Origin of the sequence: Lewinella sp. W8, assembly GCF_004375085.3 — a bacterium.
GTDB lineage: Bacteria > Bacteroidota > Bacteroidia > Chitinophagales > Saprospiraceae > Neolewinella.
The window spans coordinates 100,131-118,530 of record NZ_SNAQ03000002.1; the positions used below are offsets into that span (position 1 = coordinate 100,131).

Genomic DNA, 18,400 nt, shown 5'->3' on the forward strand with positions numbered 1-18,400 from the left:
CTCTCGGCACCTGCGGTAATCGCCCGATACTATTGCTTTATCAAACGAACCGTCCGGCGTTGTTTGGCCTGTGTTTCTTCGATAAAATATAACCCTGGAGGCAATTCGGTGAGGTCCCAGCTTACGGTTCCGGGCTGTAAGATTTTCCAGCTTTGGATTTCCCGGCCATTGAGGTCCAGCAGACGATAATCAGCCCTGACGGCCCGTAGGCTTATCCAATCGGTAAACGGATTGGGAAAGGCTACCAGTTCGGTAAATTCACTGTTCTGGCTCCAGTTAAGAATGGCCGATAACGAAAACGTCCCGTCCGTATCAACCTGTCGCAGACGGTAGTAATTCTGGCCGGCGATCGGTGACTCATCCAGCCACATATACTCCCTTATCCCAGTGCTGTTCCCCGCTGCCCGGACCGAGCCAATGGGCGTGAATGACATTCCGTCTCCAGACCGCTCCACCCAAAAGTAGTCGCTGTTTACTTCGCTAATGGTACTCCAATGCAGGAGGGCAGTCCCTGCTTTGACGCCATCACTAACGCCAAAGGACAGCCACTCCACGGGCAATGCGGTAAAGGGAGACTCATAGGCGCCGATGTCCATTTCACCACCTTGCACTCGGAGATTCCCCAAGAGGTCAATTCCGAGAAAAGGTACGTGGAAAGCATCGCCCGCATCTACGGCCGGAGAGCTTGCCTGGAGTTGGTAGTTTCCGTTAGGATTAACGAAGCGGGGGTCCTGGGCGAAGAGAGTCTGTTGGCAGGTGGTCTGAGCCGGACAGCTGGCGGCTTCAATGAGGCAATTGACCAGGTCGTGATTCTGGCTGGCGGGGCCCAACTTAAAGTCATCACCACTCACTGCAGGGCTCCAGACGATGCTGCTTTGGAGGTCAATTTCCGCCCCGCCAGCCGAGCCGATGCACTGGGCATTACCCACGCCAGCCGACTGGTTGACTAAAGTACTGGCGTTAATCCTTACCCTAGTATTTAGGCCAGAGAGGTAGAGCCCTCCCCCGAAGAGCGCCGAGTTACCTTCAAAAAGGCAGACATCAAATGCAGGGGCTTGCTCGCCGTCACCTTCTACGTAAACCGCCCCGCCAAAGCCCGAACATTCGTTCTCGATGAATTCGCAAAAGAGGAATCCCGTATTATCGGTGGTTAAGCCAACGTTTTTACTCAGCTGCACTGCACCGCCATTGGTGCCACTCTGATTCATTTCAAAGCGGCAATTGGCAGCTTCTAACTGGCCAAAGCTTGAGTAAATGGCTCCGCCACCTGCGGTAACGCTATTCCCACTAAACTCACACCGACTAAAGGTGGGGCGGGATAAAGCGCCGGACGACTGACTGCGGTTGTAAAAAGCGCCGCCCTCCAACGCTTGGTTATTGCGAAAAACGCACTCAAAGAAAGCGGGATTGGAGACGCCACTGGCGACGCCATCGTTGTACACCCCACCTCCACTGGCTACTTGGCTGCCGAAATTCCCGGTGGCGTTAGCGTTACCATCTTGGATAAATAAGCCATCGAAGTGTCCCCCAGTAGCGAGGCCCTCAATGGTCAGGACTGTGTATACATTGTCGTTAGCATTTCCAACTACACCGATATCACCGCTTAAAATTACGGGGTTGGCGGTGATGTTTCGTTGGAGAAAAGTCGTTTCCGTACCGGCGAAGCCTCCATATATTTTGACGGCCACGTCAACGTAGAAAGTATTATCTCGGGGGTTGACAGCAGGGCTTCCGGACGTCCCCAATCGAGGTTTGTAGGTCCCTTCGGCCATCCAAATTTCTTCGATCATTCCACATTGGCTCGCGCGGAACAGTGCCAGAGCGTCGTCTAGGGTGGTGAACGCATTGGCCCAGGAGGTGCCGTCTTGGTTACCATTCGTAGCGTCGAGATCTACGTAGACGACCTTACCGGTGGGGCAGCAGGAACCCGACTGTCGCTCGAGCGCCCCAAGGTCAGGTGCCCCGCCCCTGGTACGGGGATTCCCCACATGATCCGTATTGAAGCTCACCCCAACACCCGCGTCTACGGCTGGAGAACAGGTCTGTAGTTCGAAATTATCGTTTGCGGGGTCAATGAACTGAGGGTCAGTATTGAATTGGACTCCAGCAACGCAGGTCACCCCTGGCGGGCAACTGGCCTCGGGAATGATACAGGCCTGCATTTGGATGTCTGGAAAGGCGAGGTGGCTGGCATTGACGGACTTACTCTCATCAAAAGCGCAGTTTAAAAATATCATGGGGCCACGGCCATCGTCAAAATATACGGGATGTACGGCTTCGCCTAAATTCTGGAAAACCTGGTTATTGTAGAAGCTGCCGTTTACACAAGTCAAATTACCCGTAGCGGGGTCATCGTAGGCAATAGCAGCCCCATTAACCAGGGCGGTGTTACTATCAAAAATGGGGTTAATAAAATTAATGGTCGTGTTGCCGTTATCCCCGAAAGAATAAAACCCTCCACCGTACTGGCTGGCGCTGTTCTCCCGAAAAGTACAATCGACGAAAAACGGGCTGGCCTCGCCGGTCCCGTTCCTGGGTTCATTATAAAAGGCACCGCCGAGTCTTGCACCATTATTGCGAAAGACTACTTTATCCAGGATCGGGGAATAACCATTAGAATTGGTAACCGTAGTGCTGGACACATTGTACCAACCGCCACCATTTTTCAGTTCGTCGCTGCCACCATCAGCATTTCCATCCTGTACGTAAAGGTTCTGGAAAGTTCCGTCTCCGAGATTTTCGGTGTGGACGACGGAATAGGCATTATCACTACCGTTGCCCTGGACGCCGATATCTCCGGAGAGGATGGTGGGGTTGTCCAGGCTGGCCTGGTCCAGGCCGGGGTTGCCGGTATTCGGGAAGCCGCCGACGATGGTCAAATCATTATGATCAATAAAGAAGGTGCGGGTACGGGGGTCTGCGGGGGAGGCGTTGCCGGTTTTATCCTTTGTTGGCAGGTAGGTGCCTTCGGCTACCCAGATATGGTATACGTTCGGGCAGTTTCCACTCTTGAATTCATCCAGGGCGTCCTGAAGGCTCGTGAAGGCATCGGCCCAGCTGGTACCGTTATTTGCGCCGGTGGCGCTGGCGTTAACGAAGAAAGCATTTCCGGCGGGGCAGCAGCCAGCGTTACCGCTGTATTCGTCATAGCCGATGTCAGAAGCAGTGCCCAGGCTGCGGCTATCTCCCTCAAAATCGGTTGTGATGCGAAAATCAGGAAATGCCCCCATGTCTACCGCCGGAGAGCAGGCCGTCAGGCGGTAATTCCCCGCAGCAGGGTTTTCTAGTAAGGGGTCAACTCCGAAAAGAGATTCATCGCAAAGCACAGAGGTAGGGCAGCTACTTTCCTCCACAAGGCAATACTCCATATGGAAATACCAGGTCTCACTAGAGGGAAAATTAGACCCATTGCCCCAAAAAAGGGAATTTTCCAACTCAATTCTATCGAGTTCATGTAACCACCCCGTAATGTCAATAGCATTTCCGTTCGTGGAACTGTTTCCGTAGAAAGTTCCACTCTTTATTGTCAAGCCATCTCCAGTTATTTGATCGTAGGCGATGGCACTACCACCAAAAGGAGCAAGGTTTTGCTCAAACAATGGGTTAAGCAGGTCAATTCTCCCATGTGGAGCACTCCCAGTTCCAGCATGTATATATATACCTCCCCCCCAGCCTCCATTGGCTTCATTCCGTTGAAAGGTGCAATGCAAAAATTGATGGTCAAAACCTTGCACAATAGTAGAGGCAGTTCCATCCAGGTACACCGCACCACCATCTAGTTGAGCCGTGTTCTCCCGAAAGAGCGCCCGCTCAAAACGAGTCACATGGTAAAAGTATCCCTGTTGCTCGACCATGTAGAACGCCCCTCCCCGAATTGCATGATTTCGCTCAAACTTTAGATTGGTCAGGGTGATAAAATCATCATCAAACTGAGTGCATTTGGTAAAGAGTCCACCGCCATAACTGTCTTCGCTTCCGGCTTGCCCGTCGGCACGCCCCCCCGTAATCGTCAAGCCGTCCATACTGAAGCCGTTTAGTGGTTCTGCGTACATTACATGATACGCATTGTCACTACTGGAGCTGCTGCCGATATTACCACTCAGCACGGTGGTGTTTTGCTCGGGGTTGCGCTGATTCCGGCTCGTTTCCCCCCCGGCAAACCCACCGTAAATTGCGGCGGGCTCAGCAGACCGAGGGATATAAAAGGTTTTTTTCCTTGGATTCGAAGGGTTCGCATTTCCGGCGGCGTCTCTGGTGGGTAGGTACACCCCGTCAGCCACCCATATTTCCCGATTAAGGCAATCAGTGTTATTCCACTCGTCCAGGGCGTCCTGGAAATCGGTGAAGGCATGTTGCCAGGAGGAGCCATCGTTATTTCCGCTGGCGTTTTGGTCAACGTACAGGACGCTATTGTTTGGATCACAACAAGGTGGACCAAGGTATTCGTGGGCACCAAGGGTGGCGGCGGAGCCCACGGCCCGCGAATCCCCGTTGTAATCTACCGCCGTTACCACGTTGGGGTCCGCAGGAAGATGAATTACGGGAGAACAATCCTGCAGGTCAAAATTGCGATCGACAAAGGGACTCACAAATAACGGATCAATCCCCAGAGCAATACCAACCGCCTGCTGACAGTCAATTAGGGCTGGGCAGGTAGCCACATCCAAGGCGCTGTAGGAAAGGCTGAACTCGGCTTGGTTACCGGAAGCATCGGAAAATAAGGCACCGCGGGTGTCAGTAATAATCGAATTCCTAATTTCTGGAGCCTCCTGTCCGGAGTCCCAGTAAACAATTGTACCTACCCCCCCTTCTGATTCTGCGCGACTGAAGTTAAAAGTGCAGTGGTTAAAGTTGATCAAGCCTGCATCAGCATCGTCTAAAGCAAATACACCGCCTCCATTCACTCCGTAATTGCCATCAAAAATAGTATTTTCGACCAGCAAGTTGATGGTACTTAAATCACCCGCAGAATATATTGCCCCGCCGTATTCTGAAGCAGCATTAGTGAAAAAACTCGACCTTTCGATACTCATGGTCAATTCTCCCCCAACCCCGTACTGATATATGCCGCCGCCATACGTTGCTCGGTTTTCCTGGAGTCGGCACTGGTCCAGCAGCACACCGCAAAATCCTCCGCCGGAGGTTTCTTGGTAGATGCCTCCGCCCCTGCTTCGCAAAAAACCAACGCCATCTGCGGTCCCACCGCTAATGTAGCAACCAAGGAGTTCCACCTGAGCACCATCAATGTGTACGACGGTATAAAGGTTATCAAACCTGCTCAGCGGATCCCCAATTTCCCCGCTGAGTCTGGTCACGTGATTGTCCGTATTCCGCAGTAGTAAGCTAGGGGAGCCCGACGGAGGGAATCCTCCATAAATTTTTATGTCTTTATTGATGAAAAAGGTACGGTCACGGGTGTCCGTGGGGTTTTGGCCACTACGGTCCACGGTCGGTACATAGGTGCCCTCTGCCACCCAGATTTCGTCACCATCAAGGGCCGCATCAAGGGCGGGTTGCAGGCTGAAGAATGCCGTAGCCCAGCTGGTGCCAGTATTGGCATCACTACCCGAAACCTGGTTTACGTAATAGGTCGTCTGGCCAAACATAGGTATGGACAACCAGAAGAACAACAGGACTAAGAAAAAGAAAAATGCTGTGCGTTTCATGCGTAGGGGTTCTCGAACCGAACCGAAGGCTCGGCAGAATTAATGAAAATCCCCCCGGCCCGTCAGCCGGGGGAACGCACAGCTGTTTTCCCATCAGGAAAACTTAGCGAGAAGAGATTGCCGGTGGGTTTTAAGGTCCGGCGGGTACTAGCCAAAGACTGGGTCGTCACGATATCCTTACGTAAGGGATATTCAGCTGTGCAAATTATCTTTCGCAAGATTGGAGCAAACCCACCTGGCCCCGTTGCCCATTTTAGACACATCCTTGTCCATTTCAGACAGCCACTGAAAATCAATTACTTATGCGTTTCCCGCTGTACTTCTGCCTGTTGTTCCTTCTTCCGATCTCCCTATTTGCTCAACAGCCTGATAGTCTACGCGCCCTCCTCACAACTCCGCTCCCGGACTCAACCCGAGCCAAAGTACTCAACGACCTGGCAGGTGCCATCCACTATTATGCAGCCGAAGAAACCCTAGCCCTGACCGCAGAGGCCATAGAGATAAGTCAGCGATCAGGATTCCTACTCGAAGAAATACGTGCCTACTATCACGAGCTTCAAGCCAGGTACATACTCGACCAGATGTCAGCGGCGATTGAGGCTGGACAAAAGGGGCTCAAAAAGGCTCAGGCACTGGGTGACCAGCGTTGGCAGTACCGCCTTTTAAATTCTCTACACCACACTTTCGAAGAAATCAAGGACTACGATAAAACCTTGTCTGCACTAAACCAGATGCAAATCATCGCCCAAGCGCTGGAAGATCCTCGCCTCATCAGCGACACTAAAGTATTCTTGGGCAATTTTTACATTAAACAAAATAGAAAAGATTTGGCCCGGCCACCTCTCGAAGAAGCCATCTTCGAGCTGAAGGCTCAAAATGATACGCTGGGAATGGCCAACATCTATTCCCTACTATTCCTAGCAGTTGAGGATGGCCAGGACCGTAAAAAACTCATTCTCAAGGCCACTTCACTAGCAGAGAAGAGTCCCAAGCTTTTTGATAAAATCAGCATTTTCCACGTTTACGGCAACTATCTCTTACGAGAGGAGAACAACTATCCGGCGGCCATTGAGCAATACCGAAAATCCTTTGAGCTTGCCTACCGCCTGGGGGAGCCCATGTATTCCACGCAAACCTGCTACGGTTTGGGAACAAGCTTCCTGGCCCTCGGACAGCCAGATTCTGCCTGGAAGTACTATCAAATAGCCTTTAATATCCCCGATAATTTAGCACCACTGACCTGGAAAAAGGAAATGATGCTGGATTGGAGTAATCACCACAAAGCGAACGGGCGATTGGACTCTGCCTACCATTACCTACAAAAAGCCCTTACGGTTTCCGACTCCCTCCAGTCCCAGAAACAACGGGAAGAACTTACTGACGCCAAAGCCCGCTATGACCTGGCCCAAAAAGACGCCAAGATTCTTTCCAGCCAACTCGAATTAGCTAATCAGGTAAATATCCGGCAACGCCTTGTCGGGGGAGGCGCGATCCTTCTAGGGATGCTCTTTGGGGGCTTTCAGTGGGTTTCCCTCCGGCAGCGAAGAAAAGCTAAAGCAATTGCCCTGGCCCTCGAACGGGAAAAAGTAGCCGCGCAACAACTGCGCGAACTGGATGAACTTAAAGGACAATTTTTCACCAACGTAAGCCACGAACTCCGCACCCCACTAACCCTGATTATCAGTCCACTTGAAGAGAGCCTGAAGGCCCTTAAGCAAGTAGGGCTGCGGGCCAAGCTGACTACTGCGCTGCGCAATAGTCAACGACTACTTGGGCTCACCAATGAAATTCTTGACCTGGCAAAACTGGAAGCGGGTAAGCTTAGCCTTCAATGGTCTTACTTCTCCCTTGAAAAACAACTCCGCGTCATCTGTGCCGCCTTTCAATCCGAAGCCGAGGCCAAAAATCTGGACTTCCAGCTTCAGATCGACCTTCCCCATCAAAAGGAAATTTATTCCGCACAAAAGCAATTCACCACCATCCTGACCAACCTGCTGGCCAATGCCGTAAAATTTACCCCCGCAGATGGAAAAATTACGGTATCTGCAAAACACAATCATCAAAGTTTTCAGATTATGATTGCCGACTCCGGGCCAGGAATTCCGGAGGAAGACCTCCCCAGAATATTTGACCGCTTTTACCAAAGCAAGTATACGGCAAGGAACCTGGGAGGTACGGGCATCGGCTTATCCCTTTCCCAACAATTAGCTCATCTCTTACGGGGAGAACTGACCGCGGTAAGTTCCCCACAACAGGGAAGTACTTTTACGCTCACCCTCCCCCTGCAGCCCAGCCCGGCAGGAGCCCCACACCAACCATCCGAGTCGGAATCGGAATCACCTGCCGTAGAGACCAGCTATAAAACACTGCCCCCCCCTACCCCATCCTGGTCCCCCGTAGGCCCCCTGCCTCGCCTGCTGATTGTTGAGGATAACCCCGACATGGCCAGCTATCTTCAGGAACAGTTTCAACAGGAATATGAGTGCTTCATGGCAAGAAATGGTCAGGAAGCCCTCGAGCTCCTCGAAGAAACTCCCGTAGACCTCATTACTTCTGACGTCATGATGCCCACCATGGATGGATTCGAACTCCGACGACGGATAAATGAAGAAGCCAGACTGCACGACATCCCCTTTCTGTTGCTTACCGCTCGTGCCTTGGAGAAAGATAAGTTGCGCGGGTTTCAACTCGGGGTCGATGATTACGTGACCAAGCCCTTTAGTCTTCCGGAATTAAGGGCCAGAATGCAATGTTTACTGAAAAATAAACAGCACCGGGAATCGGAGTGGGGAGACGTCCCTCCCGAACAAGATGCCAGCCTGGTAACTAAGGCATCCGAATACATCGATCAACGAATGGAAGATACCAGCTGGGGCATTGAAGATCTGGCCAGGGATCTGGGGTATAGCCAGCGCCATTTAGCGCGGGTAATTGGCCCTCTAACGGGTCTTTCTCCGGTACAGTTGGTGCTGGAGATTCGCCTACAACGAGCATACCAGCTACTAAGCCAGGGGCAATACGCTGGAGTAAATGAAGTACGTTTCGCGGTCGGCATTGAAAGTGCAAGCTATTTCAGCCGGAAATTCAAAGCGCGGTTCGGTATTTCTCCTACTGCCCTGATGGCGCGTAGTAATTCACATTGAGATGGGGCGCGGCGCGCAGGTGCCATAAATTTCGGTTCAACATCGCCCCATCAAAAAACACCGCACCCGCGGCCCCTCGCCCAAAAAAAGATCCGCCAGCCTCGGTTGGCTGACGGATCCAGGGTGTAAATCCGATCATAAATTCTTCGGGAGCCGCTACTGCATGATCACCGTTTCCGTTACGGTAAATTGGGCTCCGCGGACGTGCAGGAAATAGGTACCGGAAGCCAACCGTAGATCGTGACGATTCACCGGCAGGGTGACGGAGGTGCCCGACGGTAGCCGCTGGGCCGGCCACTGCGCCACTTTGCGGCCGAGCATATCCACCAGGTATACGTCCACCACCTGGGTCTCCCGGGCCGTAAGGCGCAATTGTCCGGCGTCCACCATGGGGTTCGGGAAAACCTTCCATTCCAGGTAATCTTCTGCTTCCGGAGAAGCGGCGGAGGTGATGACGGCATCCCCAAACTGATAGTGCGCGTCCAGGATGAAGGCTCCAAGATCCTGGCTCTGATCCTCATTCGTCAACGCGAAGCGCACCTGATCCACCAGCACGTTGCCGGAGTTAATCGTGAAAAAGTCGTCGGCAGCCGTAGCTCCGGGGGCATAGGCCGGTGAGCCAGACGCCCCGTAACCGGGCGTTAATTCCCCTTCGGTAAGCGGACGAACAAAAATGCGGGCGTCGCTGCCGGATTGATTGTTGACGGTGTAGTAGCTGTTCACCCGGCGGCCGTGGGCCAAACGCGCCGGACTCGGCGGACACATCACCAGGTTACGGAAGCCAAACTCACCGAAGTAAAGGCTGGTGGGGTACTGAATGACCAGCAAATCTTCCGTTTGCTCCGGATTCGTCACCCGAACCTGGATGTGGTCAACGTGGGCATTGCGGGCCGAAATGGTAAAGTCGCAGGTATTCGATCCGTCCCTCCGGTAAACCGGTGACGGGCAGGCGCCGTAGTTACGCGTCAACTCACCGTTGGTGACCGGACGCGGAAAAATCATAAACCCGCCGGGTAAGGTGGTAGCATAGTCAAATTCCACCACCTTGGTTTCGTTGTTGGCGGCGAAGTTCCCCCCCTGAACGTCCAGATTGGTGATCTTGACCGAACTCCAGTACCAGTTGACCGGAATAAAAAACTCACTCAGCAACTGGGATTGATCGTCGTTTAAAATCGTTACCCGCAAGGAATCCACGCGGACGTTAAGCCCGGAATTGATCGTAAAATTCGCCGTAAAGCTTCCCTCTCCGGTAAAGAGTGGCGAGCCACTGGCACTGTAGCCGGGCGTCAGGCCTCCGTTGGTCAGTGGACGCACAAAAATGCGCACGCCTCCCGGATGCTGGGCGTTGTAGTCAAAGGTCGTAGACACCTGTTCTCCGTGCAGGAAAGAGGCAACCTTGGGATTTTCGGAGAAAGAAAAATTATGGGCACCATTCTCTCCAAATTCGTAGTGTACCGGAATGAAAAATTCCTGTAGGATCTCCGATTGATCGGCATTGGTAATGGAGAATCGAACTTCATCGACGGTGACGTCACCGCTGTTGATGGTGAAGAATCCCGTCCCGGTGCCGTTGCCGGTATACAGCCCGGAACCACTGGCGCCGTAGCTGGGCGTGAGCGCACCGTCGGTGAAGGGGCGGGCAAAAATGCGCACGCCACCGGGTTCATCGGTGGAATACTCAAATTCCAGGTTTACCCGGTCGCCGTTGGCGAGGGCCTCCACGCGCGGACCGTCGAGGAGGTCGATGGCGCAGATGTCGGTTTGGGCCATGGCCAGGCCACCGCATAGAAATAAGACTAGAAAGGTAAAGGTGAGTTTCATGTCAGAAGCGTTTAAAGAAAAGGGATGGTTTCTCTCCCACGGGGGTGGGAGACGCTTCTTTATGCTGCCCGACGGGCTACCGTTACGCGGATTGAATAATTCTTTGAATTTTAACTACGTGAGGTTGGCTCCCGGCAACAGTCAACCTTAGGTTAACTCAATGACCCTACGGTGATGGGCCTAGCCCGACTCACTGCTGCCGGCCAGGTAGCCGCCCGTCCAGGCGGCCTGAAAGTTGAAGCCGCCGGTGATGGCGTCAATGTCCAGCACTTCGCCGGCCAGCAACAAACTAGGGTGAATTTTGCTGCGGAAACTGCGGAAATCAATTTCCCGCAGGTCCACCCCACCGGCCGTTACGAATTCTTCCTTGTTGGTGGATTTTCCCGTAATCGAAAAGCGGGCGGCGGTCAGCTGTTCCGTGAGCGCATCGCGCTGGGCGTTGCTGAGTTGTGACCATTGCTGTGCGTCGGGGATGCCGGCGGCCGCCACCAGCGACTTCCACAGTCGTAGCGGTAAATCCAGGTAGGCCCGCGCCGAGAGTTGCCGCTTGGCTTCGGTCTTACGTAGTTCCTGCAGTTTTTCCGCCACATCCTGCGGCCGCATCGCCAGCCAGTTGACCACCAGGGTAAAGTGATACTTCTTGGGGGCCAGTTCCCGGGCGCCCCAGGCCGAGAGTCGTAGGATGGCCGGTCCACTCATGCCCCGGTGGGTGATGAGCAGGGGACCTTCGGCCCTGAGCTTCTGGCCTTCGATGTGGACCTGCGACCAGGGCAGGGAAATTCCGGAAAGGTTACGCAGGCGAGTATCCTTGGTGTCGAAGGCAAAGAGGGAAGGTACGGGCGGCACCAGGCGATGCCCCAGCCCTTCGAGCATTTTCCAGACGGCCGGATTACTGCCGGTCGTGAGCACGAGGGTTTCCGCCTCGAAGCGTTCTTCGCCGGCCAGTATGGTCCACACCCCGTCCGGAGTAGCTTGTGGTGGAGCAATGATCTTACTCACCCGGGTGCGGGTGAGCACCCGCACACCCCGCCGCTTGGCCGCTTGCCAGAGACAGTCGATGATCGTCTGGGAGTTATCGCTCACCGGAAATACCCGGCCATCGTCCTCAATCTTCAGCTCCACGCCCTGATCGCCAAACCACCCCATGGTGTCGCCACAGGCGAACTTGTGGAAGGGGCCCAGCAGCTCCTTACCGCCGCGGGGGTAGAACTTCACCAGCTCTTTCGGCTCCCAGCAGGCGTGGGTGACGTTGCAACGGCCACCACCACTGATCCGGACCTTTTCCAGCACGGCTTTCCCCCTCTCCAAAATGGTGATCTCCTCCTCCGGAAAACATTCTGCCCGGCGGATGGCGGTAAAGAATCCGGCGGCTCCGCCGCCGACGATGAGGGTGCGTTTTGGCATGTGGCAAAGATACGCAGGTCAACGCTCCTTCCGATCTGGAAAACTATTCTTCTCCTTAGCCCCAGCCTCACGACCGGCTTGCGCTTGCCCGACCATTCATCTATGGGCGGGGAGCGAGCCTATTCCGGGCACTCCTTCCTTAGCCTTGGCTTTCTCCTTAGCCTTGCGACCGGCTTGCGGAGCAAGCCTTTTCCGGGAACTCCTCCTCAGCGTTGGCCTTACGATCAGCACACCCGGTAGGCCCCTAGCCCGCTATTGCATCGCGACTGGGCGGTCTTCCTTCTTTTCTCTTCCCTCTTCCTTCTCCTTAGCCTTACGATCAGCACACCCGGTAGCCCCTAGCCCGCTATTGCATCGCGACTGTGCGGTCTTCCTTCTTTTCTCTTCCCTCTTCCTTCTCCTTAGCCTTACGATCAGCACACCCGGTAGCCCCTAGCCCGCTGTTGCATCGCGACTGTGCGGTCTTCCTTCTTTTCTCTTCCCTCTTCCTTCTCCTTAGCCTCACGACCGGCTTGCGGAGCAAGCCTTTTCCGGGAACTGCTCCTCCGCCTTCTCCTTGAGCCTAAATCCTCAATCCTAAAGCCTCCCTACACCTCCGTCGCCTTCCAACTCCCCCGCTTGAACAACCATAAGGCCAGCAGAGCCAAAATGACCTCGGCAATGACTACGGCCCAGACCACGCCCTCCACGGCGTACCCCAGGTGCTTACCCAGGTAGTAGCCCAGCGGGATTTCCAGCAGCCAGAAGCAGATGAAGTTCAGCCAGGTAGGCGTGCGGGTGTCTCCCGAACCATTGAAGGCCTGGACGGGGATCATCCCCGCGCCAAAGAACACGTATCCGATGGCAAAGATCTGCAGTGCCTGCACGCCATACCGGACGGCCGCGGCTTCTCCGGAAAAACTCTGCACCAGCGGCCACGCCCAAACGTAATAGCCGATACCAAGCACCGCCAGGTACACGCTGGTGACGCGCAGGGTGACCCACACGCCCCGCTCCGCCCGGCCGGGTTGCTTAGCGCCAAGGTTCTGTCCGACGAAGGTGGCCGCCGCATTGGCGAGTCCCCAGGCGGGCAGCAGGGTGAAGATGATGAGTCGGACCGCCACCGTGTAACCCGCCACGGCATAATCGCCAAAACTGGCCACGATCCGCATCAGGAACACCCAGCTGGCCGAAGCGATGAGGTACTGGAAGGCCCCCGTGGAGGCGATCCGGGCGATTCGCTGTTGCATGGGCCAGTCGATGCTCCAGGTCCGGCCGCCGCCCAGCTGCACCACCGAGCGGTCGCCAAACAGTAGGTACAACTGATAGAGTACCCCCACCCCACGCCCGATGGTCGTGGCGATGGCCGCTCCCTCCACGCCGAAGCCGGGAATGGGGCCGAGACCGAAGATGAAGAGGGGGTCCAGAATGATGTTGATGCCGTTGGCCAGCCAGAGTACGCGCATGGCCTTGACGGCCTCCCCCGCTCCGCGAAAGATGCCGTTGATGACGAACAGCAGCATGATGACCACGTTGCTGGCAAACATGATGCGGGTGTACCCTACCCCCTGCTCAATCACGGCTTCGCTGGCGCCCATGAGGGCCAGCAGGTCGGCGGCGTAGATGAATCCCGGAACGGCAATCAGGGCACTGACGACCACGCCCAGCAGAATGGCCTGGCCGGCGGCCCGGCTGGCCTGGGCGGGGTTCTTCTCCCCGATGAAGCGGGCCACCATGGCCATCGGCGCCGTGCTCAACCCAATGGCAATGCTATACACCAGGGTCATCATCACTTCGGTGAGCCCCACGGTCGTCAGCGCTTCGGTGCCTACCCTGCCCACGAAAAAGGTATCCACCAGGGCGAATACCGATTCCATGGCCATCTCCAGCATCATGGGTACCGCCAGGAGCACGATGGCCCGTTGGATACTCCCCTTCGTGAAATCATGTTGCTCACCGCGAATGGCGGCACCGAGGAGTTCCCATATATCTTTCAGCATATCGTAATGAGGTAACCGGGAAGGAAATAAGTTGCGGGGAAGGGAGAATTCCCCCGACGAAAGTAATGATGCCAGCCGGCGGCCCCGGGAAAAGAGCCGGTAAACGGGCTTCATGAAATGGAAAAGGCGAACTTCCCTCGGGAAGCTCGCCTCTTGCACTAGCTTATCGTAAAGCGCTTAGAAGTCAGCACCAATCTGCTGCATCCGGCTACCGCTGTTGCGGCCCTCGATCTTACCTTCTTTTACCAGACCGTCATACTTGCGCATGAGGAGGTAGCTTTCAATTTGTTGTAGCGTATCCAGTACCACCCCAACCATGATGATCAGTGACGTACCACCGAAGAAAATGGCGAATGCCTGATTGACACCAAAGCGCGCCACAATGGCAGGAAGGATGGCAATCAAACCGAGGATGATGGATCCTGGAAGCGTGATACGGCTCGTAATGGAGTCGATGTACTCTTCCGTTTCCGTACCGCCACGAATGCCGGGAATGAAGGCATTCTGACGACGCAGGTACTCCGTGTACTGACCGGGGTTTACGACCAGTGCGGTGTAAACGTAGGTGAAGATCACTACGAGGAAGAAGTACACTACGTTGTAGAGCGGAGAGGTGAAGTCGTTAAACTGCTGCACGAACCAGCTGCTCTGGGCCTCCACGCTCCCGCCGAAACCGGCGAGGCTCACGGGAAGCATCATCAGGGCCTGGGCGAAGATGATGGGCATTACCCCACTGGCGTTCACCTTCAGGGGAATGTAGTCGCGTGCCGTAGCGGAGGGAGCGGCTCCCTTACCCCGCCCCACCATACGCTTGGCGAACTGGATGGGAATCTTACGAACGCCCGTGACGACCATGACGGTCACCAGGGTGACGAAGAAGAAGGCCGCCATTTCCACTACGAGGAGCAGCAGGGCGTCGCTCTTGGACGTCAGTTCGAAGGCGAAGGCGGAGGGCAGACCAACGATGATGCCCACCGTAATCAGCAGGGATACACCGTTACCGATGCCGCGGTCCGTGATCCGCTCACCCAGCCACATCGCGAAGATGGTACCGGTAGAGAGGATGATGATACCGGAGATCCAGAAGATGAAGGGATCAACCTGTGAACTCATACCGCCGTTGCTCTTGATGAAGGCAAGGTAACCGGCACCCTGTACGAGGGTAATGGCTACGGTAAGGGCACGGGTGATCTGGTTCAGCTTCTTGCGGCCGGACTCTCCTTCCTTGCTTTGCAGGCGTTGGAAGTAAGGAACGGCAAAGCCGAGCAGCTGCACGATAATGCTTGCCGTGATGTAGGGCATGATGCCCAGGGCCATGATGGAAGCATTATTGAAGGCACCTCCCGTGAAGAGGTTGATCAGTCCCAGCAGGTCGTTGGTATTTCCCTGGGCAGCCATGGTGGCTTGCAGAGCTTCTACGTCGGCACCGGGAAGGACAATAAAGGACCCCAGGCGGTAAATGGCGATCAGGAGGAGCGTAAAGAGAATCCGCTTACGCAGTTCCTCAATCGACCAGATGTTTTTAAGCGTTTGAAAAAACCTCATGGGGACAATTATTTAGGCGACGGTAATGCTACCACCAGCTTTCTCAATGGCTTCCTTGGCTTTTGCGGAGGCGGCGTGAGCCGTTACCGTAAGGCTGGAAGTGAGTTCACCGTTGGCGAGCACCTTTACCAGGTCGTTCTTCTTAATAATACCGGCGTTGTAGAGCGCCTCGGGGTTGATCTCCGTCATTCCGTATTTCTCGCTGATGGCCTGGAGGCGATCAAGGTTGAAGGCTACGTAGTCGGTGCGGTTAGGGCTGTTGAAGCCACGCTTGGGCAGACGCATCTGCAGGGGCATCTGACCACCTTCGAAGTTGCGCTTGCTCTTGTAACCACTGCGGGATTTTGCCCCTTTGTGACCGCGGGTGGACGTACCACCACGACCGGAACCCTGGCCCCGGGCGATTCGCTTGCCGGACTTGGTAGCGCCGGCGGCTGGTTTGAGATTATTAAGTTCCATGACGGAATATTTTTTATGGAAGTCTCTCGGGGGCAACGGAGTGCGGGTGCAAGGTACAACTAGTGTGCCATCCGTGCCGAACTGTCATAATTGCGTAAACCGTTAAAATTTACGCTCCCTCAGTTCTGTTCCCTTAGGCTTCCTCAACTTTAACAAGGTGACTTACTTTGGCGATCATGCCCTGGATCACGGGAGTGTTTTCCCGCTCAACGGTCTGATTGACTTTGCGTAAGCCGAGAGCTTTGATCGTGTCCTTCTGTTTCTTAGGACGGTCAATTACACTCTTAACCTGGGTGATTTTAACCTTAGCCATGCTCGATTTATTTTTTAACTCGGTGTCGGCAATTAACCTTCAAAGAGTTTTTCCATAGAAATACCCCGTTGCTTGGCAATTTCCATCGGGCTGCGGAGCTTCTTCAGCGCATCGATGGTGGCTTTGATCACGTTGTGGGGGTTCGAGGAACCCTGAGACTTGGCCAGTACGTTGTGTACCCCGGCGATGTCCAGTACGGCGCGCATCGCGCCACCGGCGATTACCCCGGTACCTTCAGAGGCGGGCTTCAGCAGTACCTTACCGGCACCGTACTTACCCAGCTGCTCGTGGGGGATCGTTCCGTTGTGCAGCGGAACCGTGATCATGCTCTTACGAGCCGTATCGGTAGCCTTCTGGATGGCCTGGGAAATATCCCGGGCTTTACCCATTCCGTGTCCTACCTTTCCTTTGCCGTCACCGACCACCACGATGGCGGCGAAGGTGAACGTACGACCACCTTTGGTAACCTTGGAGACCCGGTTAAGGGCTACCATCTTTTCGCGCAGATCAGATTCAGGTTGCTGCTGGTCGTTGCGATTACCACGGCGGTTATTGTCACGACGGTTGCGGCCACCGCCACCGCCAGAATTATTTCTGTTATCAGCCATTGTAGCGTAATTTAAAATTTCAGGCCGCCTTCGCGAGCACCGTCTGCCAGTGCCTTAACCCGTCCGTGAAATAAATATCCTCCCCGATCGAAGAGAACCGTTGAAATGCCCTTGGCCGTAGCGCGCTCAGCGAGGAGTTTACCGACGGCAGCAGACTGGTCGGTCTTGTTGCCATCGTTGGCTACCTGCGCCTCAAAGCTGGAAGCCTGGGCAAGCGTAACGCCGTTGACGTCATCGATCAACTGAGCGTAGATGTATTTGTTAGAGCGAAAAACATTTAGACGGGGGCGTTCTGCCGTACCGGAAATGTTTTTACGAACACGGCTGTGAATCCGCTTTCTCCGCTTAAGTTTTGTGAGTTGCATTGCTAATTCTTTTTTACCGGTTACTACTTAGCGGCAGTCTTACCAGCCTTACGACGAATTTCTTCACCGACAAATTTGATACCCTTACCCTTGTACGGCTCCGGCTTACGGAAGGCGCGGATCTTGGCGGCTACCTGACCGATCAGCTGCTTATCGTTGCTGCTCAGTTTGATTACCGGTGCTTTACCCTTGGCACTGACCGTTTCCACGGCGACCTCGGCGGGGATCATGAAGTAAATCGGGTGAGAGTATCCGAGCGTAAGGATCAACAGGTTGCCCTTATTTTCTGCACGATAACCTACACCAACTACTTCGAGTTCTTTGGTGTAACCCTCCGTTACCCCAACAACCATATTGTGGATGAGGGAGCGGTAAAGACCGTGAAAGCTGCGCATCCGCTTACTCTCGTTCGGACGAGTAACGGTGAGCTCTCCGTCTTCAATGTTGAGTCCCAGCTCGGGGTGTACCTGCTGGATAAGTTCCCCCTTGGGGCCCTTGACGGTCACCAGGTTGCCCTTCGTGATGTCGATGGTGACACCGGAGGGAACGCTGACGGGATTTTTGCCAATTCTGGACATATCCTATTGATTTAATTGCCTTACGATACGAAGTACCTTCGCTCTGCAGGCGTGAAACTTTGACTGGTTAGAAAAATTAGTAGACGTAGCAAAGCACTTCGCCACCAATGTGCTCGGCGCGGGCCTGCTTGTCGGTCATCAACCCCTTGGAGGTAGACACGATGGCAATACCCAGGCCGTTGATGACGCGGGGCAGCGCTTCTGCCTTCACGTACTGACGAAGACCGGGCTTGGACACGCGGATCATCTTGCGGATGACGGGGTCCTTGGTCCCCTTGTTGTACTTAAGGGCAATGGAGATTTCTCCCTGCTTTCCTTTTCCTGCTTCGTCGTCAAACTTGTACTTCAGGATGTAACCCTGATCGTACAGGATTTCGGTCATCCGCTTCTTGGTTTTAGAAGCTGGAATGGTGACCACACGGTGACCAGCAATTTGCGCGTTGCGGATGCGGGTCAGATAGTCGGCGATGGGATCGGTAACTGCCATGACTATTTGGATTGCGCCCTGCGGTATTCCCT

Annotated in this window: 12 protein-coding genes; 1 reads left to right on the forward strand and 11 read right to left on the reverse strand. The window is 54.5% G+C overall.

The genetic code is table 11. From position 1 onward, the window contains the following. Positions 1 to 29: 29 nt before the first annotated feature. Complete coding sequence (locus tag E1J53_RS02940; RefSeq protein ID WP_134271658.1) at positions 30 to 5,666, reverse strand: T9SS type A sorting domain-containing protein; 5,637 nt, start codon at positions 5,664 to 5,666, stop codon at positions 30 to 32. 302 nt (positions 5,667 to 5,968) lie between these two features. Between E1J53_RS02940 and E1J53_RS02945 the strand changes: the two genes are divergently transcribed. Beyond that, positions 5,969 to 8,809, forward strand: a complete 2,841-nt coding sequence (locus E1J53_RS02945; RefSeq protein ID WP_134271657.1) for an ATP-binding protein — start codon at positions 5,969 to 5,971, stop codon at positions 8,807 to 8,809. A gap of 156 nt (positions 8,810 to 8,965) precedes the next feature. Here the strand turns inward: E1J53_RS02945 and E1J53_RS02950 are convergent, their stop codons facing one another. The 10 genes from E1J53_RS02950 to rpsH form a co-directional block, all read right to left on the reverse strand. Beyond that, a complete protein-coding gene (locus tag E1J53_RS02950) occupies positions 8,966 to 10,630 on the reverse strand; it encodes a T9SS type A sorting domain-containing protein (protein WP_134271656.1) in 1,665 nt (554 codons plus the stop codon). A 180-nt stretch (positions 10,631 to 10,810) separates the two neighbouring features. Next, positions 10,811 to 12,034 (reverse strand): NAD(P)/FAD-dependent oxidoreductase, encoded by a 1,224-nt coding sequence (locus tag E1J53_RS02955; protein WP_134271655.1) that lies wholly within the window; start codon positions 12,032 to 12,034, stop codon positions 10,811 to 10,813. A 587-nt stretch (positions 12,035 to 12,621) separates the two neighbouring features. After that, the gene (locus E1J53_RS02960) at positions 12,622 to 14,013 is read right to left on the reverse strand and encodes an MATE family efflux transporter (RefSeq protein WP_134271654.1); all 1,392 of its coding nucleotides are present in this window, start codon (positions 14,011 to 14,013) and stop codon (positions 12,622 to 12,624) included. A gap of 177 nt (positions 14,014 to 14,190) precedes the next feature. Further along, positions 14,191 to 15,558, reverse strand: coding sequence for a preprotein translocase subunit SecY (gene secY / locus E1J53_RS02965; protein WP_134271653.1), 1,368 nt, complete (start codon positions 15,556 to 15,558; stop codon positions 14,191 to 14,193). A gap of 12 nt (positions 15,559 to 15,570) precedes the next feature. After that, on the reverse strand, positions 15,571 to 16,017 hold the full coding sequence (gene rplO, locus E1J53_RS02970) for a 50S ribosomal protein L15 (protein ID WP_134271652.1): 447 nt from the start codon (positions 16,015 to 16,017) through the stop codon (positions 15,571 to 15,573). Positions 16,018 to 16,150: 133 nt separating this feature from the next. After that, positions 16,151 to 16,330, reverse strand: a complete 180-nt coding sequence (gene rpmD, locus E1J53_RS02975) for a 50S ribosomal protein L30 (protein ID WP_134271651.1) — start codon at positions 16,328 to 16,330, stop codon at positions 16,151 to 16,153. A 32-nt stretch (positions 16,331 to 16,362) separates the two neighbouring features. Next, positions 16,363 to 16,938 carry a 30S ribosomal protein S5 gene (gene rpsE, locus E1J53_RS02980; protein WP_173021350.1) on the reverse strand — a complete coding sequence of 192 codons (576 nt, stop codon included), beginning with the start codon at positions 16,936 to 16,938 and terminating at the stop codon, positions 16,363 to 16,365. Between the two features lie 11 nt (positions 16,939 to 16,949). Beyond that, positions 16,950 to 17,303 carry a 50S ribosomal protein L18 gene (gene rplR / locus E1J53_RS02985; protein ID WP_134271650.1) on the reverse strand — a complete coding sequence of 118 codons (354 nt, stop codon included), beginning with the start codon at positions 17,301 to 17,303 and terminating at the stop codon, positions 16,950 to 16,952. A 23-nt stretch (positions 17,304 to 17,326) separates the two neighbouring features. Next, positions 17,327 to 17,881 (reverse strand): 50S ribosomal protein L6, encoded by a 555-nt coding sequence (gene rplF / locus E1J53_RS02990; protein WP_134271649.1) that lies wholly within the window; start codon positions 17,879 to 17,881, stop codon positions 17,327 to 17,329. A 76-nt stretch (positions 17,882 to 17,957) separates the two neighbouring features. Further along, positions 17,958 to 18,368, reverse strand: a complete 411-nt coding sequence (rpsH, locus tag E1J53_RS02995) for a 30S ribosomal protein S8 (RefSeq protein WP_134271648.1) — start codon at positions 18,366 to 18,368, stop codon at positions 17,958 to 17,960. Between the last annotated feature and the right edge of the window lie 32 nt (positions 18,369 to 18,400).